This window comes from Microvirga antarctica, assembly GCF_017921815.1.
Taxonomy (GTDB): Bacteria; Pseudomonadota; Alphaproteobacteria; order Rhizobiales; family Beijerinckiaceae; genus Microvirga; species Microvirga antarctica.
In genome coordinates this window covers 95585-112695 of the sequence record NZ_JAGEMM010000005.1, presented here as the reverse complement: position 1 = coordinate 112695, position 17111 = coordinate 95585, and the positions used below count along the sequence as shown (strand labels likewise).

17 protein-coding genes are annotated in these 17111 nt (G+C 66.9%); 6 read left to right on the top strand and 11 right to left on the bottom strand.

All coding sequences use genetic code 11. The features are described 5' to 3' along the window. Nucleotides 1–33: 33 nt before the first annotated feature. Both J4G32_RS15420 and J4G32_RS15415 read right to left on the bottom strand, forming a co-directional pair. Nucleotides 34–843 carry an ABC transporter ATP-binding protein gene (locus J4G32_RS15420; protein ID WP_210496215.1) on the bottom strand — a complete coding sequence of 270 codons (810 nt, stop codon included), beginning with the start codon at nucleotides 841–843 and terminating at the stop codon, nucleotides 34–36. Beyond that, nucleotides 840–1844, bottom strand: coding sequence for a FecCD family ABC transporter permease (locus J4G32_RS15415; protein WP_210496214.1), 1005 nt, complete (start codon nucleotides 1842–1844; stop codon nucleotides 840–842). The genes J4G32_RS15420 and J4G32_RS15415 overlap by 4 nt, the downstream gene beginning before the upstream one ends. A gap of 120 nt (nucleotides 1845–1964) precedes the next feature. On the opposite strand from J4G32_RS15415, the gene J4G32_RS15410 reads away from it, so the two are divergent. From J4G32_RS15410 to J4G32_RS15400, 3 genes are all read left to right on the top strand, one after another. Then, entirely contained in the window at nucleotides 1965–3119 is a 1155-nt protein-coding gene (locus J4G32_RS15410) for an aminotransferase (protein WP_210496213.1), read from the top strand. Nucleotides 3120–3219: 100 nt separating this feature from the next. Next, entirely contained in the window at nucleotides 3220–4305 is a 1086-nt protein-coding gene (locus tag J4G32_RS15405) for a polyamine ABC transporter substrate-binding protein (RefSeq protein ID WP_210496613.1), read from the top strand. A gap of 99 nt (nucleotides 4306–4404) precedes the next feature. After that, nucleotides 4405–5124 (top strand): SIMPL domain-containing protein, encoded by a 720-nt coding sequence (locus tag J4G32_RS15400; RefSeq protein WP_210496212.1) that lies wholly within the window; start codon nucleotides 4405–4407, stop codon nucleotides 5122–5124. Between the two features lie 46 nt (nucleotides 5125–5170). Here the strand turns inward: J4G32_RS15400 and ptsN are convergent, their stop codons facing one another. The 8 genes from ptsN to J4G32_RS15360 form a co-directional block, all read right to left on the bottom strand. Beyond that, nucleotides 5171–5629 (bottom strand): PTS IIA-like nitrogen regulatory protein PtsN, encoded by a 459-nt coding sequence (ptsN, locus tag J4G32_RS15395; RefSeq protein WP_210496211.1) that lies wholly within the window; start codon nucleotides 5627–5629, stop codon nucleotides 5171–5173. A 126-nt stretch (nucleotides 5630–5755) separates the two neighbouring features. After that, on the bottom strand, nucleotides 5756–6325 hold the full coding sequence (gene hpf, locus J4G32_RS15390; protein WP_210496210.1) for a ribosome hibernation-promoting factor, HPF/YfiA family: 570 nt from the start codon (nucleotides 6323–6325) through the stop codon (nucleotides 5756–5758). 74 nt (nucleotides 6326–6399) lie between these two features. After that, nucleotides 6400–7842, bottom strand: a complete 1443-nt coding sequence (gene rpoN / locus J4G32_RS15385) for an RNA polymerase factor sigma-54 (protein ID WP_210496209.1) — start codon at nucleotides 7840–7842, stop codon at nucleotides 6400–6402. Nucleotides 7843–7959: 117 nt separating this feature from the next. Beyond that, a complete protein-coding gene (gene lptB / locus J4G32_RS15380) occupies nucleotides 7960–8799 on the bottom strand; it encodes an LPS export ABC transporter ATP-binding protein (RefSeq protein WP_210496208.1) in 840 nt (279 codons plus the stop codon). A 53-nt stretch (nucleotides 8800–8852) separates the two neighbouring features. Next, a complete protein-coding gene (locus J4G32_RS15375; protein ID WP_210496207.1) occupies nucleotides 8853–9497 on the bottom strand; it encodes an LptA/OstA family protein in 645 nt (214 codons plus the stop codon). Beyond that, entirely contained in the window at nucleotides 9494–10255 is a 762-nt protein-coding gene (lptC, locus tag J4G32_RS15370) for an LPS export ABC transporter periplasmic protein LptC (protein ID WP_210496206.1), read from the bottom strand. The genes J4G32_RS15375 and lptC overlap by 4 nt, the downstream gene beginning before the upstream one ends. Nucleotides 10256–10334: 79 nt before the next feature. Continuing rightward, nucleotides 10335–10949, bottom strand: a complete 615-nt coding sequence (locus tag J4G32_RS15365; RefSeq protein WP_210496205.1) for a ribonuclease D — start codon at nucleotides 10947–10949, stop codon at nucleotides 10335–10337. Between the two features lie 89 nt (nucleotides 10950–11038). Next, nucleotides 11039–11662 carry a hypothetical protein gene (locus J4G32_RS15360; protein WP_210496204.1) on the bottom strand — a complete coding sequence of 208 codons (624 nt, stop codon included), beginning with the start codon at nucleotides 11660–11662 and terminating at the stop codon, nucleotides 11039–11041. A 43-nt stretch (nucleotides 11663–11705) separates the two neighbouring features. On the opposite strand from J4G32_RS15360, the gene J4G32_RS15355 reads away from it, so the two are divergent. The 3 genes from J4G32_RS15355 to J4G32_RS15345 all read left to right on the top strand — a co-directional run bounded on the left by J4G32_RS15355 (nucleotide 11706) and on the right by J4G32_RS15345 (nucleotide 13948). Beyond that, on the top strand, nucleotides 11706–11996 hold the full coding sequence (locus J4G32_RS15355; protein WP_210496203.1) for a hypothetical protein: 291 nt from the start codon (nucleotides 11706–11708) through the stop codon (nucleotides 11994–11996). A gap of 131 nt (nucleotides 11997–12127) precedes the next feature. Then, entirely contained in the window at nucleotides 12128–13201 is a 1074-nt protein-coding gene (locus J4G32_RS15350; RefSeq protein ID WP_210496202.1) for a sensor histidine kinase, read from the top strand. 72 nt (nucleotides 13202–13273) lie between these two features. Then, a complete protein-coding gene (locus tag J4G32_RS15345) occupies nucleotides 13274–13948 on the top strand; it encodes a spermidine synthase (RefSeq protein ID WP_210496201.1) in 675 nt (224 codons plus the stop codon). A 7-nt stretch (nucleotides 13949–13955) separates the two neighbouring features. Here J4G32_RS15345 and J4G32_RS15340 read toward each other — a convergent pair whose 3' ends face one another. Continuing rightward, nucleotides 13956–17111: an efflux RND transporter permease subunit gene (locus tag J4G32_RS15340; protein WP_210496200.1), complete on the bottom strand. Its 3156-nt coding sequence runs from the start codon at nucleotides 17109–17111 to the stop codon at nucleotides 13956–13958.

Below are 17111 nucleotides of genomic sequence, written 5' to 3'. Positions count from 1 at the left end.
GCGAGGGCGGTATCCGCCCCGGCTGCTCCTTTGTCAATCTGACGGAAAACCGGCGCCGGGCGACCGATCCGGCAGCGGCCGGTCGGCCACCACCACGAGTCCGCCGGCCTCCCGGGCGATATGGGCCTCGATGCCGAAGCTCTCCGCCAGACGGTCCGGAGTGAAGACCTCGGCCGGCGCGGCATGGGCCGTCAGCCGGCCCCGATCGAGCAGGACGATCGCGTCGGCATAACGGGCGGCCAGCGTCAGGTTGTGCATCACCGCCACCACAAGTGTGCCGGCTGTCGCCTGCGCCCGCAGCACGTCCAGCACGATGAGTTCGTGGCGGGGGTCGAGGGCGGCGATGGGTTCGTCCACCAGCAGCACCGGGGCCCGCGTGGCAAGCGCACGGGCAAGCAGAACCCGGGCGCGCTCGCCGCCGGACAAAGCCGTGGCGGACCGGGTCTCGAAGCCGCCAAGGCCCACGGCCGCGATGGCGTCGGCGACAGCGTCGCGTCCCGCAGCCGAGAGGGAATCCGGGGCCTCCCCATGGGGCAGCCGTCCCAAAGCCACCACGTCGGCAACCGGAATCGGCCAGGCGATGGCTCCCCCTTGGGCCAGGTAAGCGATGGCCCTCGCTCGCTCTCGGGCGGGCATGGACAGAACCGGGACGGCGTCGAGAAGCACCGCGCCGCGGTGGGGCGGCGCCAGCCCGGCGAGCGCGCGCAACAGCGTCGTCTTGCCGGCCCCGTTCGGCCCGACCACCACGACGAGACGTCCGGCGGGCAGGGACAGGTCGACGCCGGACAGCGCCTCGCGGCGGCCCAGGCGCACGGTGAGGTCCCGGGCGATCAGCCGGGTCATGTGGCCATCTCCGACAATTCGGCCCGCCGCCGCGCGATGACGAACAGGAAAAACGGCACGCCGAGCAGGGCGGTGAGCACCCCAATCTTGATTTCGGCCGTGGAAGGAATGAGCCGCACTGCCGCGTCGGCGGCGAGCAGCAGGGCCGCCCCGGCAAGGCCTGCGGGCACCAGGGTGCGGGCGGGGTCGTGGCCGACGAAGGGCCTGACCAGATGCGGGGCGACGAGCCCGACGAACCCGATGGAGCCTGCGACAGCGACGGCAGCACCGGTTCCGATGGCCGCCCCGCCGACGATCAGGAGCCGCAGGCGAGACGGGGCAAATCCGAGGCTGCGGGCGGTGTCTTCGCCCAGGGCCAGCGCCCGCAGGCCGGGCCCGGCGGTGAGCAGGGCGATGCTCGCCACGAAAAGGAACGGCACGCAGAGCATCACATGCACCATCGAGCGGTCCTCGAAGGAGCCCAGAAGCCAGAACACGATCTCGGTCACGGCGAAGGGGTTGGGCGAGAGACTGATGGCAAGCGCCGTCCCGGCTCCCGCAAGGCTGCCGACCGCGAGGCCCGCCAGCACCAGCACCACGATGGTGGCCTGCCTTCCCGCGACCGCGACCACGAGCGCGATCGACAGCAAGGCGCCCGCGATCGCCGCCACCGGCAGCAGAAACGACAGGGCGCCGACGAGGCCGAAATAGAGCATCGACACGGCCCCCAGAGCAGCAGCCTGCGGCGCGCCAAACACCGCCGCATCGGCCAGCGGGTTGCGCAGGAGGCCCTGCAAGGCCGCGCCAGTGAGCCCGAAGGTCCAGCCGATGGTGAGCGCCAGCAGCGTGCGTGGCAGGCGGATGTCCCGCACCACGATGCTGGCATTGCCGAGATCGACCACCAGCGCCTTCATGGCGGTGAGCGGAGGGATCGGGGCCGGGCCGATGGCAAGCGAGGCCGCGCTCAGCCCGCAGAGCAGGAGCGCGAGGCCGGCGGTGAGGCGGTGGCGGGAGACGGACATGTCATCCCGTCATGAGAGGAACCCGGACCGATGGCAAGAGCGTTGGCGGGTGCCACTCCGGCAAGACCGTGCTACGAACCGGCCGAAACCCTTGAAATCCCGCAGCCATGAGATGCCGGCATGAATCCGCTTTTCGCCAATCTGCCCACCACGGTCTTCGAGGTCATGTCCGGCCTCGCCCGCGAGACGGGCGCGATCAATCTCGGCCAGGGTTTTCCCGATGACCCGGGCCCCCTGGATGTGCGGCAGAAGGCGGCCGATGCGGTGCTCAACGGCTACAACCAGTATCCGTCCATGATGGGCCTGCCGGAATTGCGCAGCGCCATTGCGGCCCATTACCGCCACTGGCAGGGCCTCGATCTCGACGCCAGCACGGAAGTCATGGTCACGTCGGGCGCGACCGAGGCGCTGGCCGGCGCGATCCTCGGGCTGGTGGAGCCCGGCGACGAGGTCGTGCTGTTCGAGCCGATGTATGATGCCTACCTGCCGCTGGTGCGCCTGGCAGGCGGGATTCCACGCTTCGTCACCCTTGAGCCGCCCCATTTTCGGCTGACCGAGGAGGCGCTGGCCCGGGCGTTCTCGCCGAAGACCAAGGTGGTGGTGTTCAACAATCCGCTCAATCCCACCGCCACCGTGTTCAGCCCCGACGATCTCGCCCTGCTGGCGGATTTCTGCCGCCGGTTCGACGCCATCGCCATCTCGGACGAGGTCTGGGAGCACGTGGTGTTCGACGGCCGCAGGCATCAGCCGGTTTTGGGGCTCGAGGGCATGCGCGAGCGCAGCGTGAAGATCGGGTCCGCCGGCAAGATCTTCAACCTGACCGGCTGGAAGGTCGGTTTCGTCTGCGCCGCGCCCGAAATCATGCGGGTGCTCGCCAAGGCGCACCAGTTTCTGGCCTTTACGACCCCGCCGAACCTGCAAACGGCGGTGGCCTACGGGCTGGGCAAGGACGACGCTTTCTTCGACGGTCTTCGCGCCGATCTTTCGCGCAGCCGGGACCGGTTCAGCACCGGGCTCGAGAGTCTGGGCTTTGCGGTCCTTCCCAGCCAGGGCACCTATTTTCTCAACATCGACATCGCGCCGCTGGGCGAGACCGACGATGTCGCGTTCTGCCGCCGTCTGGTGATGGACCACGGGGTGGCGGCCATTCCGGTCTCGGCCTTCTACGCGCAGGGCGCGGTGAAGACCGTCGTGCGGTTCTGTTTTGCCAAGAAGGACGAGACCCTCGATGCGGGGCTCGAGCGTCTGGCCGGCGTGATCGGCGCCGCCCGTTGAGGGGACCCCTTGCCGGCTACCCACAAGGATGTTCCGGCGGCCGTTGTTTCGAGCGCTGGAAGTCCCTAGCCTTCGGGCCGAGCCCGGAGTGCAGCCACCGATGATCCGCCTGTTCGTCTCGCTTGCTCTCGCGCTTGGTCTGGCGACCTCAGCCTTCGCGCAGGAGCGCGTCGTCAACGTCTATAACTGGTCCGATTACATCGACCCGAAGGTGCTGGATGCCTTCACCCGCGAGACCGGCATCAAGGTGGTGTACGACACCTACGACAACAACGAGATCGTCGAGACCAAGCTGCTCGCGGGGAAATCCGGCTACGATCTCGTGGTGCCGTCCGGGCCGTTCCTGCAGCGTTTGATCGCCGCCAAGGCCTTCCAGAAGCTCGACAAGTCCAAGCTTCCCAATCTTGCCCATCAATGGCCCGAGATCAGCCAGCGGCTCGCGGTGTTCGACCCCGGCAACCTCTATGCGGTCAACTACATGTGGGGCACCACCGGGATCGGCGCGAACGTCAAGAAGGTGCGCGAGATTTTGGGCGATGTCCCGCTCAACAGCTGGGAACTGGTGCTCAGGCCCGAATTCTCCGCCAAGCTCAAGGGCTGCGGCATTTCCATGCTCGATTCCCCCGAGGACCTGTTTCCGGGCGTGCTCGCCTATCTCGGCCTCAACCCGGATTCCAAGCGCAACGAGGACCTCATCCGGGCCGGTGACGCCCTGTTCCGGGTGCGCAGCAACATCCAGAAATTTCATTCCTCCGACTACATCAACGCGCTGGCGAACGGCGATATCTGCGTGGCGGTCGGCTATTCGGGCGACATGATCCAGGCGCGCAACCGGGCCCTCGAGGCCAAGACCGGCGCGGAGATCGTCTATGCGGTGCCGCGCGAAGGCGCGCTGATGTGGTTCGACAATCTCGCCATTCCGGCCGACGCGAAGAATGTCGCCGAAGCGCATGCCTTCATCGATTTCCTGATGCGGCCGGAGATTGCCGCCATGAACACCAATTTCGTCTCCTACGCGTCGGGCAATCTCGCGGCCAAAGCCTTCATCGATCAGGACATCCTCAACAATCCGGGCATCTACCCGGATGCTTCCACCTTCAAGCGTCTGTTTACCAACACCGCCTATGACGAGCGCGCGCAGCGGGCGGTCGCGCGCCTGTGGACGCGGGTGAAGACGGGCCGTTAGCGCACGTGTCCGGGTCCTGAGGCCGGTCATCGAATTGCCGCGCTGCGACGCGAGTCTTGGGGTCCTGCGCCCGCTGGGGGCGATATTCGGAGCGTTTTGATGCGTTTGACGATTCTTGCGGCCGTCTCGGCCCTGCTGCTTTCGCCACCGGCCTTCGCCCAGGAGCGTTCGCCCACGCGTACCATCAGCGTCATGGGGACAGGCGAGGCCGAGTCGAAGCCGGATTTCGCCCGGATCTTCGTCGCCGTCGAAACCCAGGCCGATACGGTGGCGCAGGCGGCCTCTGCCAACAATGCGGCAAGCGAGCGTGTGCTGGAGCGGATCCAGGCGCTGGGCATCCGCAAGGATGACATCCGGACCGTGAATTTCCAGGTCTTCCAGACGCCGGTGGTGGAGAGATCCAGCCGCGACGCAAAGCCGGTGCCGAAATTCACCGCCAATCACCGCCTGCAGATCACAACCCGGGATCTTCCCGGCGTCGGCAGGCTGGCGGGGGAGATTCTGGCGAGCGGCGACATGACGTTCCAGTCCGTCTCGTTCGGTCTCGACCGTCAGGATGCAGGAGGCGACAGCGCCCGGGAGGCGGCCGTCAAGGACGCCATGCGCCAGGCGGACGTCTATGCGAAGGCCGCCGGCGTGAGCCTCGGCCGGGTCATGGAGATCAGGGACGGATCGGCTCAGCCGTTCCAGCCGCAGCCGGAGATGCGCATGCAGATGGCCATGGCCAAGGGCGGTTCGGACGTGCCGATCGTGCCGCCGGCGACGATCCGCTACAATGCGGGCGTGCAGATCGTGTGGGAAATCGCCTCTCAGCCTTAAAACCGAGCAGGTCCTGCCGTGTTTTCGGTCCGCGACCGCAGGGCCTTCAGGCGGCGCGGGGGATTTCGGTCATCACCGCATAGAGGGCATTCGCGTCCCGGGTGGCGCGGATGCGGTCCACGAGGCCCGGCTCGCGCAGCACGCGGGCGACGCGGGCCAGCGCCTTCAGGTGGTCCGCGCCCGCCCCTTCGGGGGCGAGCAGCAGGAACAGGATATCCACATATTCGCCGTCGAGGGCCTCGAAATCGATCGGCTTCTCGAGGCGCGCCACAAGGCCGAAGATCCGGGTCAGGCCCGGCAGCTTGCCGTGGGGGATGGCGACCCCCTCACCGATGCCGGTGGAACCGAGGCGTTCCCGCTGCAGCAGCGATTCGAACACCAGTCCCTCATCCAGGCCGAGCAGTTTCGACGAATGGGCTGCCAGTTCCTGCAAGGCTTGCTTCTTGCCGCTCACCCGCAATGCGGGAAGGACGGCCTTTGGGTCGAGAAAATCCAGCAAGGGCATTGATCAAGCTACGTCCGTTTTGAAGCCAGGGCGGCTTCGCGGGGGTTCAGGCAGCACTTGCCACACACGACTCTTCACGCAAAACCCGGGCCAAGGCAAAACCCGGTCCAAAGGAAAGGACAGCCCTCAGGACTGGCCCGGCGGCGGATCGACCCATCCGATCGCTCCGTCGCTGCGGCGGTATACGACGTTAATGCGGCCGGTGCTAGCGTGGATGAAAACCAGCGCCGGCGACCCGGTGAGATCGAGCTGGAGCACGGCGTCGCTGACCGAGTAGCTGTGGAGGGACTTGGTGGTCTCGGCCACGACGATGGGATGAAAATCCTCTTCGGTGACCGCCTCGTCGCTGGGCGATTCGAACACCGCGTAGGGAACCTGGCGGCCATTGGCCCGAGCCGAGGGGGCGTGTTCCTTGAGGCGCCGCTTGTAGCGACGCAGGCGCTTCTCGATCCGCTCCGCGGTCTGGTCGAAGCTCGCATAGGCGTCGTGGGCGTTGCCGGAGGCCTCCAGGGTCATGCCCGAGGCGAGATGCAGCACGCAATCCGTGCGGAAACCTGTGCCGTCCTTGGCAACGGTGACGTGACCGGAATAGCCCCCGTCGAAATACTTGCTCAGCGCGCTTTCCACGCGCGCCTCGACCTGGTTGCGCAGGGCTTCGCCGATATCGAGGTTCTTGCCTGATACCCTCAAGGTCATGTCATCCTCCGTTGTTTTTGTTCAGCTGTCGTCGCGATGATGAGGCAGTCGATCGGCTCTGCAATGTGAGGTCGTTACGGCACCGGTCCGGTCATCCTCCTGTTGAGTCTCCGCCGGTGGGCGGAGGCGGGAATCCGCAGGGATTCCCGATATTTGGCAACCGTGCGGCGGGCGATGTCGACCCCGGTCGCCTTCAATCGCTGGGCAATGGCATCGTCCGACAGCACCGCGGCGCGGGTCTCGGCTGCGATCAGCGCCTTGATGCGGTGACGGACGGCTTCGGAGGATTGGGCCTCGGCGCCGTCTGCGCCTGACAGCGCGCTGCTGAAGAAATACTTCATCGGAAACGTGCCCGCGGGGGTGCCGACGGCCTTGTTGGCGGTCACGCGCGAAATGGTCGATTCGTGCATGCCGATCGCCTCCGCGACGGCCCGCAGGGTCATCGGCCGCAGATGGCCGGCGCCGTGGCGGAAGAAGTCGCCCTGCTGGCCTACGATTTCCGTCGCCACCTTGAGAATGGTGGTCGCGCGCTGGTCGAGGCTGCGGGCGAGCCAGGTGGCGCTGCGCACGCAATCCGACACGAAGAGCTGATCGGCCTTGCTCATGGCGTGTCCGCTCACCTGCGCCTGATAGGTCCGGTCCACCAGCAGCCGGGGCATGGTGGTGGCATTCAGCTCAAGGTGGAAGCTGCCATCCGGTTGCGGTCGCACGAACACGTCCGGCACCAGCGCATCGACCGGCGCGACCGTAAAGGCAAGGCCCGGCTTCGGCTCGAGGCTGCGCAGCTCCGACAGTTTGGCGGCAAGCGCCTCCTCGTCGAGATCACAGAGCCGCCGCAGGGCCGCATAATCCCGCCGCGCCACGAGGTCGAGGCGGGCGAGCAGGGTTTCCATCGGCCGGTCGAGACGCCCGCGCTCGCGGAGCTGGATCGTCAGACATTCGGAAAGCGTCCGCGCCGCGATGCCAGGCGGGTCGAAACTCTGGACGAGGGCCAGCGCTCGCAGCACCGCATCCTCGCTTGCTCCGCATCCGCTGGCGATCTCGGCGACGTCGTCGGCCAGATAGCCGGTTTCGCTCAGGGAATGGATCACATAGCGGCCGGTGTCGCGCAGCAAAGGGTCGGCGGTGGCGAGGTCGAGCTGGGCCTCGAGGTGATCGGTGAGGCTGACCGTGCCGGCCTGCGTCGCCTCGAGATCGCCGCCGGCCTCGCTCGGGACCGATCCGCTGGCCTGACCTGTCTTCGACGAGACCAGCCCCTGCGGATGGCGCGCGCCGGCCTGCGGGAAGATCCGGCGGATCACGCGCTCGGCCTGTGCGGCCCGCGCCTTGCCGTCGGGCGGACCGTCCTGCGCCATCTCGTCGGCATGCTGCAGCAGGGGGTTGCGCTCGAGTTCGGCATCGACGAAGGCGGCGAGTTCAAGATGGGACAACTGCAGCAGCTTGATCGATTGCAGCAATTGCGGCGTCATCGTGAGGGTCTGACCCTGCCGCAGCTCCAGCCGTTGCGTCGAACTCATGAGCGCATCCCAGCAAATCGTCAGACTAGATCTAATCCGTCCCCGCGCTGCCGTCAAAAGGGTTCGGGCCGCAAGGCGGCCCGGCAGGAGCGATGGCGGCGTGGCTACAGCCTTGCGTCAGAGCTTGAAATCTTCGCCCAGATAGAGCCGCCGCACGTCCTCGTTCGCGACAATCTCGTCGGGATGGCCCTCGGTCAGAACGCGGCCGGAATGGATGATGTAGGCCCGGTCGATCAGGCCCAGCGTCTCGCGCACATTGTGGTCGGTGATGAGCACGCCGATGCCGCGCCGGGTCAGGTGGCGGACGAGATTCTGGATGTCGCCGACGGCGATCGGATCAATGCCCGCGAAGGGCTCGTCGAGCAGCATGAAGGTCGGATCGCCGGCAAGCGCGCGGGCGATTTCGCAGCGGCGTCTCTCGCCGCCCGACAGCGCAATGGACGGGGCCTTGCGCAGCCGCTCGATGTTGAATTCCTCGAGCAGGGAATCGAGCTTGCGCTCGCGCTCCTTCTTGCTCGGCTCGACAATCTCGAGCACGGCCCGGATGTTGTCCTCGACGTTGAGGCCGCGAAAGATCGAGGCCTCCTGGGGCAGGTAGCCGATGCCGAGGCGGGCGCGGCGATACATCGGCAGATGCGTGACGTCGTGGCCGTCGAGGCTGATGACGCCGCGATCCGCCGAGACCAGCCCGGTGATCATGTAAAAGATGGTCGTCTTGCCGGCACCGTTGGGCCCGAGCAGGCCGACCGCCTCGCCGGCGCGCAGGCTCAGTGCCGCGTCATACACCACGGTGCGGCCGCCATAGCTCTTCTGCAGGCCCTTGACGGCAAGCGCGCCGGCGCCCCCGAAGGTCGCCTGTCCCTCGTAGCGGTCGAACGAGCGCGTCGCCGTGCTGCGCGGTTCGGAAACCGGGGCCGGAGCGGAACCGGCTGGGGAACGGCTGAAAAATGGTTTCAACGGGACAAATCGCTAAAAGAGGACAATGACAGACGGGCGCGCCGCCGAACCGGTCAGTTCGTCGCCGGCTTCTGGGGCTTGGGTTTGGCCGGGGCGGCAGGGGCCGGCGTCGCCGCCGGCGCGTTGCTGCCGGGCACGAACAGCGCGCGGACGCGGCCGCCGGGCGCTGTTTCCACGTTGGCCACGCCGGTGTTGAGGTCGTAGATGACGCGCTCGCCGCGGGTGACGTTCGGGCCGTCGCTCAGTGCCGCATTGCCGATCAGGAAGATCTTGTTGGCGACCCGGTCGAACACCGCGTCGTTGCCGGTGGCCACCTGAGTCTTCGACACGATGGTGACCGGGCCCTTGCAGTCGATCTTCTTGATCGAGCTGTCGTCCGAACCCATCGGGCCCGCAGGGGCGGCTGTCCCCGCGGCCGCGCCGTCGCGCTTCTGCTCGTAGAGCACCGTCATGAGGGTGCAGTTCATGGTGCTGTCGCCCTGCACCGCCACCACGTTGCCGGCAAACACCGCCCGACCTTCCTTGTCGAACACGTCGAGCCGGTCCGCGTCGATCTTGATGGGCTCCTTGCTGGCGCCGAAACTGCCGAAGCCGGCGGCCCGCTCCTTGGTGGTGGGCTGGGCAAGGGCGCCCGATAGGCCCAGCGGAAGGGACAGGAGGAGCGCGGTGCAGAACACCGCCTGCTTGAACATCATCATGAGCGGGAGCTTGTCGGTTGCGCGGGCGCCGCCGGGGCGGCAGGTCCTGCGGGAGGAGTCTTTGGAGCCGAATCGGATTCGTTCTGGAACACGGCCCGGACGCGGCCGCGGAAATGCATGATCTTGCCGTTGTCGCTCACGTCGAGCCCGGTCGCCTCGATCACCCCGTTGCCGAGGGACACCGAGACCGGCTCGTCCGACACGACCGTGCCGGCCTTGAAGTCGACGAAGGCCGATTTCAGCCTCACTTCCTGGCCCGCATCGGTGCGCACGCGCACGTCCTGGCGAAGGTTCATCTGTTCCTTCTCGGTGTTGAGCACCCCGAAGGCGGCCTCCAGCCGGGCCGCATTGCCGTTGTCGTCAGTCACGATCCGGGCGCGCAGATCCTTCAGCTCGACGAAATTCGGCTTGAGCACGTCCTGCGTGGCCTGGCTCGCGGTGACCTCGTAGGGCCGCGAATCGTTGCGGAAGCCGTTGAGCTTCGGGCTTTCCATGGTGACCTGGGTGCCGCTGACCCCGATTTTGCCGATGGTCAGGCCGGGAATGTGCCGGAAAGGGTCGAAATAGGCGTAGAGGCTGACCAGCGCCACGGCCAGGACCGACCCCAAGGGAATGGCCAGCTTGGCGAACCGGACGAAACGCGAGTGGCGCTGGGCGCTGGCGAACCCGCGCGAGCGCGGCAGCGACTCCCTCGCAACCGGGTCTCCCATCGTCATGCCGCCGGGTCTCGCCACGCTGCGTCCTTTGTTGGTGTTCATCGGGCAGGGTCGCCATGATGGCAGCCCGTGGCGAAGTTATGTCCTTATAGGTTATATCCTCTGAAGTTTGAAGATCGCGTCAACTATGCGCGAAGATGTCCGTCTCCGGCCAGCCGAGCAGGTCGAGCTGGGCGCGGGTGGGCAGGAAATCGAAGCATTGGTGGGCGATTCCAAGCCGATTTTCGCGTTCCAGGTTGCGATCGAGCTTCTCTTTCAGGGCGTGCAGGTGGAGCACGTCGGAGGCCGCGTAGTCGAGCTGGGCCTGGGTCAGGGTCTCGGCGCCCCAATCGGAGGATTGCTGCTGCTTGGAGAGATCCACGCCCAGCAACTCGCGCGTCAGGTCTTTCAAGCCATGCCGATCCGTGTAGGTGCGCACCAGCCGCGAGGCGATCTTGGTGCAATAGACCGGCCGCGGCATCACCGCGAAGGCGTGGAAGAGCACCGCCAGGTCGAAGCGCGCATAATGGAAGATCTTGAGCACGCTCTCATCCCCCAGAACCGCGATCAGGCGGGCAGGCGCGGGGCCATGCGGGATGATCTGCACCACGTCGGCGCTGCCGTCGCCCTTCGAGATCTGGACCACGCACAACCGGTCCCGGTGCGGGTTGAGACCGAGTGTCTCCGTGTCGATGGCGATCGAGGGGCCGGGCTGATATCCGGCGGGCAGGTCGCCGCGGTGGAAACGGGTGGTCATGGGGCATCCGGATGCGAGAGGACGGGAGACGCTAGCGTCTAGCGCGTCCCGCGCCCCGCATCAACGGCGACGGCAATTCCGCCTCGGCCTCAGTAGCAACTGCGCACCCGTCGCACGGCCGTCCGTCCATGGCCGATCTTCACGCGGCGCTTCTCGTAGAAGCAGTGGCCGGCGGGCGCATAGACAGCCGGACGGTAGACCGGCTGCGTGGCCGCATTGGCGATGGCGCCGAGCGCCAGGCCGCCGACGAGGCCTGCGGCAATCGCCCCGCCATCCCCGTACCAGCCGTTGCCGTACCAGCCAGGATACCCGTAGCCGCCATAGACGGGGCGATAATAGCCCGGATAGCCCCATCGCCCGCCATACGCGGGTCCGCGATAGCCGCCCCACGGCCGGTAGCCGTAGCCTCCTCCGTAGGGACGCCCGATCGGCCGATAACCGCCGGCAAAGCCGCCGACCGGTGCGCGGCCGATCGTGCGGTAGACGCCGGGGGAGGAAAAATAGCCCGCTCGGTAGGCGGGGGGGCGAAACCCCGGCCCGCCCATGCCGCCGCGAAAACCGCCGCCACGGAAAGCCGGTCCACCGGCCCCCGGACGACCATGGAATCCCTGCGCGTTCGCGGAGGTCGCGAAGCTCATGCCGGTCAAGCCGGTCAACAGGCAGGCGGCGAGCGCGAGCGCGTGGCTCAAGCGACTTTGGTGCGATCGGAACATGGCCGTTCTCCCGAGGTCCGGACATGCCGTCCGGACTGCCCCGGTGAAACGGGAAAAACTGTTGTGCGTTCCGGCTTTGTCTTGCGTCGAAGCAGCGCAAGGAGCCGCGCCGTCCGCCATGGCGCGGGAGATCGCCAGCGGTTATCATTCGCCGGATTGGACGCCGAAAGGACAGACGATGCTGCGCGCACTCTCTCTTGTCGTTTTCACCTTGACCTTTCCCATGCCGTCTCAGGCGAGCGAGCCGAACGATCATACGGTCGTGGCGCAGGAAAAGCCCGCAGCGCCGATTCCCCAACGCGATTGCGAGAAGAAGGCCGAGGGCATCAGCTGAGTCGCTCGCGCGCTGCCGGCCGCCATTTATTCCTTAGCGACATCGACGCCTTAACCTTGTAGCGTCCGTCTGCGACAGGACGATGCTGTGGCGATTATCGGCAAAGCTCCGGCGGATCGGCCTCGTGGCCCATGGATACGACCCAGAACCTGGACCACTCGCAGACGCTGGCGCAGGCGATCGTCAACACCATTGCGGAACCGTTCCTGGTGCTCGACGAACAATGCCGGGTGCTGGCCGCGAGCCGCTCGTTCTACAGCACCTTCAAGGTCACGCACGAGCAGACTCTCGGCTCGCTTCTCTACGCCCTCGGCGACGGCCAGTGGGACATTCCGGCCCTGCGACTCCTGCTGGAGACGATCATCCCCCAGCACGTCGCCATGGATGGTTTCGAGGTCGATCACGAATTCCCCAATCTCGGGCGACGGACCATGCTGCTCAACGCCCGCAAGGTGCTCTACGACGACAGCCCGGACATCAAGATCCTCCTGGCGTTCGTGGATGTCACCGTCCGCCGCACGATCGAGCGCGAGAAAGCGGAGCTGCTGCAGCAGACCGAGGAGCTCCTGCGCCAGAAGCAGGTTCTGCTGCAGGAGATGCAGCACCGCGTCGCCAACAGCCTGCAGATCATCGCCAGCATCCTGTTGCTCAAAGCGCGGGCGGTCACGTCGGAGGAAACCCGGCATCACCTGAAGGACGCGCACCAGCGCGTCATGTCGGTGGCGGCCGTGCAGATGCATCTGCACGCATCCGAGGGCATCGATCGGATCGCCGTCGGCTCCTATCTCGAGAAGCTGTGCGAAAGCCTCGCCGCCTCCATCGTCGGTGAGAGCCAGTCGATCGCCATTCGGGTGGTGGCCGAAGACGGCACCATCGAATCCGCCAAGGCGGTCAGCATCGGCCTCATCGTCACCGAACTCGTGATCAACGCCATCAAATACGCCTTCCCGCACGACAAGGAGGGCGCGCTCGTTCTCGTGACCTACGAGGTCAACGGGACTGACTGGAAGTTGACGGTTGCGGATAACGGCGTCGGCAAGAGCGTCTCCGACACGCCCCCGCCGACGCACGGTCTGGGAACGAGCATCGTCAAGGCGCTGGTGAACCAGCTCGATGCGCGCATGGAGGTGGAGGCCAGCCCCGACGGTCTCAGCATCACCATCACGCGCGCCACCTTTCCGTCGCGTCTCCCGCAGGCGGCCTAGCGGCGCGTGACATCGGCGCGTCGCCATGCGAGGTGTCGCGCTTCTTGAGACCCGATATCCGAAGGGTGGCCGATGATCCCCTGGATCCATCTCGATACAGCGAAAGTCCCCGGCGGGGATGAACTGCGCCTGATGAAGCGCGGCGACGAATTCTCCATCATGCTCGGCGCCAACGAGCTCATGAACAGCCGCCTCAGCGGGTCCGAGGAGGCGCTGGCGAACCTGTCCTGCGCGGCGATGGGCGATCGCCCCCGGGCCCAGATGCTGATCGGCGGGCTCGGCATGGGGTTCACCCTGCGGGCAGCGCTCTCGGAACTCGGGCCGCACGCGCGGATCGTCGTCGCCGAGCTGGTGCCGGGAGTCGTGGCCTGGGCGCGGGGTCCCATGGCGGAGGTCTTCCAGGATAGTCTGGCCGACCCGCGGGTAAGCATCCGCGAGGCGGATGTGGGACGTGTGATCCGGTCGGCGCGGTCGACCTATGATGCCATTCTGCTCGATGTGGATAACGGCCCGGAGGGCCTGACTCGCAAAGGCAATGATGCGCTCTACGATCTCGACGGCCTGCGGGCCGCCCGTACCGCGCTGACCCCCGGGGGCGTGCTGGCCGTCTGGGCCTCGTCCGCCAATCGCATGTTCACCCAGCGGCTCGGGCGCGCCGGTTTTGCCGTCGAGGAGATGGTGGTGCGCGCCAATGGCAAGCGCAGCGGCGCCCGGCACGTGATCTGGATCGCCACCCGCAAGTCATGACGCCTCGTCAGTGCGGCGCCGTATCGTGCGGCGCGGCCGATCCGCGTGACGCGAACCATCCCTTGATCCGCTCCCGAAGGCCCTGGAACGTGGTGTAGAGGGGTGGGATCGCGAAGATGCCGACCACGGCTGCCAGGATCATGCCGCCGAAGACCGGCGTGCCGACATTGCGCCGGGCAAGCTCCGACGCACCGGTCGCCACCACCAGCGGCAGCAGGCCCAGGATGAAGGCAAGCGACGTCATCATCACCGGGCGGAACCGCAGGCGCGCGCCCTCGGTGGCGGCCTCCTGCAGGGGCACGCCCCGCTCGCGCTGATCCTTGGCGAATTCCACGATCAGGATGCCGTTCTTGGCCGCCAGACCAATGAGCACGATCATGCCGATCTGGCCGTAAAGATCGAGCGTCAGCCCCGCGATGACGATGGCTCCGAAAGCCCCGAAGACGCCCACCGCAACCGACAGCAGCACGGGAATCGGGATGGTCCAGCTCTCGTACAGGGCGACGAGGAACAGGAAGGCGAACAGCACCGCCAGGGCCAGGATCATGGCGGTCTTGCCCTCCGCCCGCTTCTCCTGGAACGCGGTATCGGTCCATTCCCCGGCAAAGCCCGAGGGCAGGGTGCGGGCGGCGACCTGCTCCATGGCGGCAAGCGCCTGTCCGGACGAGACGCCCGGTGCCGGGCTGCCCTGAATGGTGACCGCGCGGCGGTTGTTGTAGCGAATCAGGGCGGGCGGCCCGACGACGACACGAACCTCCAGGAGGCTGCGCAGCGGCACCATCGTGCCGGCCGCATTGCGCACGTTGATGCGATAGATGTCCTCGACCCGGGAGCGGTCGACCGCCTCGGCCTGGACCTGGACCTGCCAGGTGCGGCCGAACAGGTTCATGTCGTTGACGTAATAGCCCCCCAGGGAGGCCTGCAGGGCCTGGAACACGTCGTTCAGCGCGACGCCGAGAATCTGCACCTTGTTGCGGTCGATATCGAGATACACGGACGGACTGGTGGCCGAGAAGGTGCTGAACACCCGGGAAAGCAGGGGTTCCTGGTTGGCCGCCACCGTGACGCCGCGCAGCACCTGGGCCAGGGTCTTGGGATCGCCGCCGCGCAGATCCTCAAGCACATAGGTGAAGCCCCCGCCCGTCCCCAGGCCGATGATCGGCGGCGGCGCGAGCGGCACCACCGTCCCGCCCTGGAGCTGGCGCAGCTTGGGTCCGATGCGCGCGATCACCTGCGTGGCGCCCAGGGACCGGTCTTTGCGCTCCGCGAACGGTTTCAGGGTGACGACGATGAAGGCCGCATTGGGCTGCGAGTAATTGTCGATGAAGTTGAGGCCCGTCACCGCGGTGAAATCGGCCACCGCGGGCTCGGCGCGCAGGATGGCCTCGGCCTGTCCCACCACCTCGGCGGTGCGCAGGACGGAGGCGCCGTCGGGCAGCTGCACCACCACGAAAAACGCCCCCTGGTCGTCCTCGGGAAGGAAGCCCGTCGGCGTGATGGCCGACAGGCCGACAATGCCGCCGGCGGCGAGCGCCACCATGGCAACGCCGATGAGCGAGATCCGCACCAGCCGCGCGACAACCGATCCGTAAGCGTCGCGGACCTTGTCGATGAAGCGCATCACAATCCCGATGATGCCGCGCCGCGGGCCGTGATGGGGCCGCAGCAGGACGCCGCAGAGCGCCGGCGACAGGGTCAGGGCATTGATGGCCGACAGGCCCATGGCCACCGCCACCGTGACGGCGAACTGGCGGAACAGCTCCCCCGAAATTCCGGGGATGAAGGCGACCGGGACGAAGACCGACAGCAGCACGAGGGTGATGGCGATGATCGGCGCGGTGATCTCCCGCATCGCCTTCTTGGTGGCGTCGGCGGGGGACAGTTCGGGGTTTTCCTCCATCACCCGCTCGACGTTCTCCACCACCACGATGGCGTCGTCCACGACGATGCCGATGGCCAGAACGATGGCCAGCAGCGAGACCGAGTTGGCCGAATAGCCGACCGCGTTCAGAACCACGAAGGTGCCGATGAGGCTCACCGGCACCGCGAGTGTCGGAATAAGCGTCGCGCGCAGGCTGCCGAGGAACAGGAACACCACGATGACGACCAGGATGAAGGCCTCGATCAGGGTCTTGACGACCTCATGGATCGTATCGGTCACGAAGACGGTGGGGTCGTACGTCACCGTCCAGGCGAGGTCTTCCGGGAAGGTCTGGGCGAGGGTCGCGATGCGGGCCTTGACCGCGTCGAGCGCCGCGATGGCGTTGGCGCCCGGCGATTGATAGATCGCCATGACGGCCGCCGGGCCGCCGTTGAACCGCGTTTCGCGGTCGAGATTGGCAGCGCCCAGTTCGAGGCGCGCCACGTCGCGCAATTGCAGCACCGACCCGTCCGGGTTGGTGCGCAGCACGATCGCCTCGAAATCCGCCACCGAGGACAGGCGTCCCTTGGTCTGGACCGTGAGCTGGAGCTGCTGCTCGTCCGAGATGGGTCGCGCACCGATGCGGCCAACGGCGGCCTGCACGTTCTGGGCCCGGATGGCGTCGATGATATCGCCGGTGGTAAGCCCCAGACCGGTGAGCCGGTCGAGCCGGATCCAGACCCGCATGGCGTAATCCTGCGGTCCCCAGAGGGCGGCGTCGCCGACGCCCGGCGTGCTCTTGATCTGGTCGAGCAGGTTGATCGTGGCGTAGTTGGAGATGAACAGCGGATCGTGCGTGTGCTTGGGCGAATAGAGCGCCACCACGCCCAGCAGCGCGGAGGATTTCTTCTTCACCGTCACGCCCTGGCGCTGCACGTCCTGCGGCAGCTTCGACAGGGCGACCTGCACCCGGTTGTTGACGTTGACGGCGTTGATGTCAGGGTCGGTGCCGAGTTCGAACGAGGCGGTCAGGCTGTAGCTGCCGTCGTTGCCGCTCACGCTCTTCATGTAGATCATCTTGTCGACGCCGACGACCTGCGACTCGATCGGCTGCGCCACCGTCGCGTCCATCACGTCCGCGGATGCGCCCGGATAGCTCGTGGTGACGGACACCTGCGGCGGCACGATGTCGGGATATTGGGCGACGGGAATGCTCAGCAGCGCGAGCAGACCCGCGATGGTGGTGACGATCGCGATGACGATGGCAAGGCGCGGGCGGTCGACGAAAATCGCAGACAGCAT

Excerpts from the sequence above, each read along its gene's own strand:
- J4G32_RS15350 (WP_210496202.1), top strand. The coding sequence starts at position 12,128 with ATGGATACGACCCAGAACCTGGACCACTCGCAGACGCTGGCGCAGGCG.
- hpf (WP_210496210.1), bottom strand. The coding sequence starts at position 6,325 with ATGACCTTGAGGGTATCAGGCAAGAACCTCGATATCGGCGAAGCCCTG.
- J4G32_RS15415 (WP_210496214.1), bottom strand. The coding sequence starts at position 1,844 with ATGTCCGTCTCCCGCCACCGCCTCACCGCCGGCCTCGCGCTCCTGCTC.
- J4G32_RS15345 (WP_210496201.1), top strand. The coding sequence starts at position 13,274 with ATGATCCCCTGGATCCATCTCGATACAGCGAAAGTCCCCGGCGGGGAT.
- J4G32_RS15365 (WP_210496205.1), bottom strand. The coding sequence starts at position 10,949 with ATGACCACCCGTTTCCACCGCGGCGACCTGCCCGCCGGATATCAGCCC.
- rpoN (WP_210496209.1), bottom strand. The coding sequence starts at position 7,842 with ATGAGTTCGACGCAACGGCTGGAGCTGCGGCAGGGTCAGACCCTCACG.
- ptsN (WP_210496211.1), bottom strand. The coding sequence starts at position 5,629 with ATGCCCTTGCTGGATTTTCTCGACCCAAAGGCCGTCCTTCCCGCATTG.
- J4G32_RS15375 (WP_210496207.1), bottom strand. The coding sequence starts at position 9,497 with ATGATGATGTTCAAGCAGGCGGTGTTCTGCACCGCGCTCCTCCTGTCC.
- J4G32_RS15405 (WP_210496613.1), top strand. The coding sequence starts at position 3,220 with ATGATCCGCCTGTTCGTCTCGCTTGCTCTCGCGCTTGGTCTGGCGACC.
- J4G32_RS15410 (WP_210496213.1), top strand. The coding sequence starts at position 1,965 with ATGAATCCGCTTTTCGCCAATCTGCCCACCACGGTCTTCGAGGTCATG.
- lptC (WP_210496206.1), bottom strand. The coding sequence starts at position 10,255 with ATGAACACCAACAAAGGACGCAGCGTGGCGAGACCCGGCGGCATGACG.
- J4G32_RS15360 (WP_210496204.1), bottom strand. The coding sequence starts at position 11,662 with ATGTTCCGATCGCACCAAAGTCGCTTGAGCCACGCGCTCGCGCTCGCC.
- J4G32_RS15420 (WP_210496215.1), bottom strand. The coding sequence starts at position 843 with ATGACCCGGCTGATCGCCCGGGACCTCACCGTGCGCCTGGGCCGCCGC.
- J4G32_RS15400 (WP_210496212.1), top strand. The coding sequence starts at position 4,405 with ATGCGTTTGACGATTCTTGCGGCCGTCTCGGCCCTGCTGCTTTCGCCA.
- J4G32_RS15340 (WP_210496200.1), bottom strand. The coding sequence starts at position 17,111 with ATGCTGTCTGCGATTTTCGTCGACCGCCCGCGCCTTGCCATCGTCATC.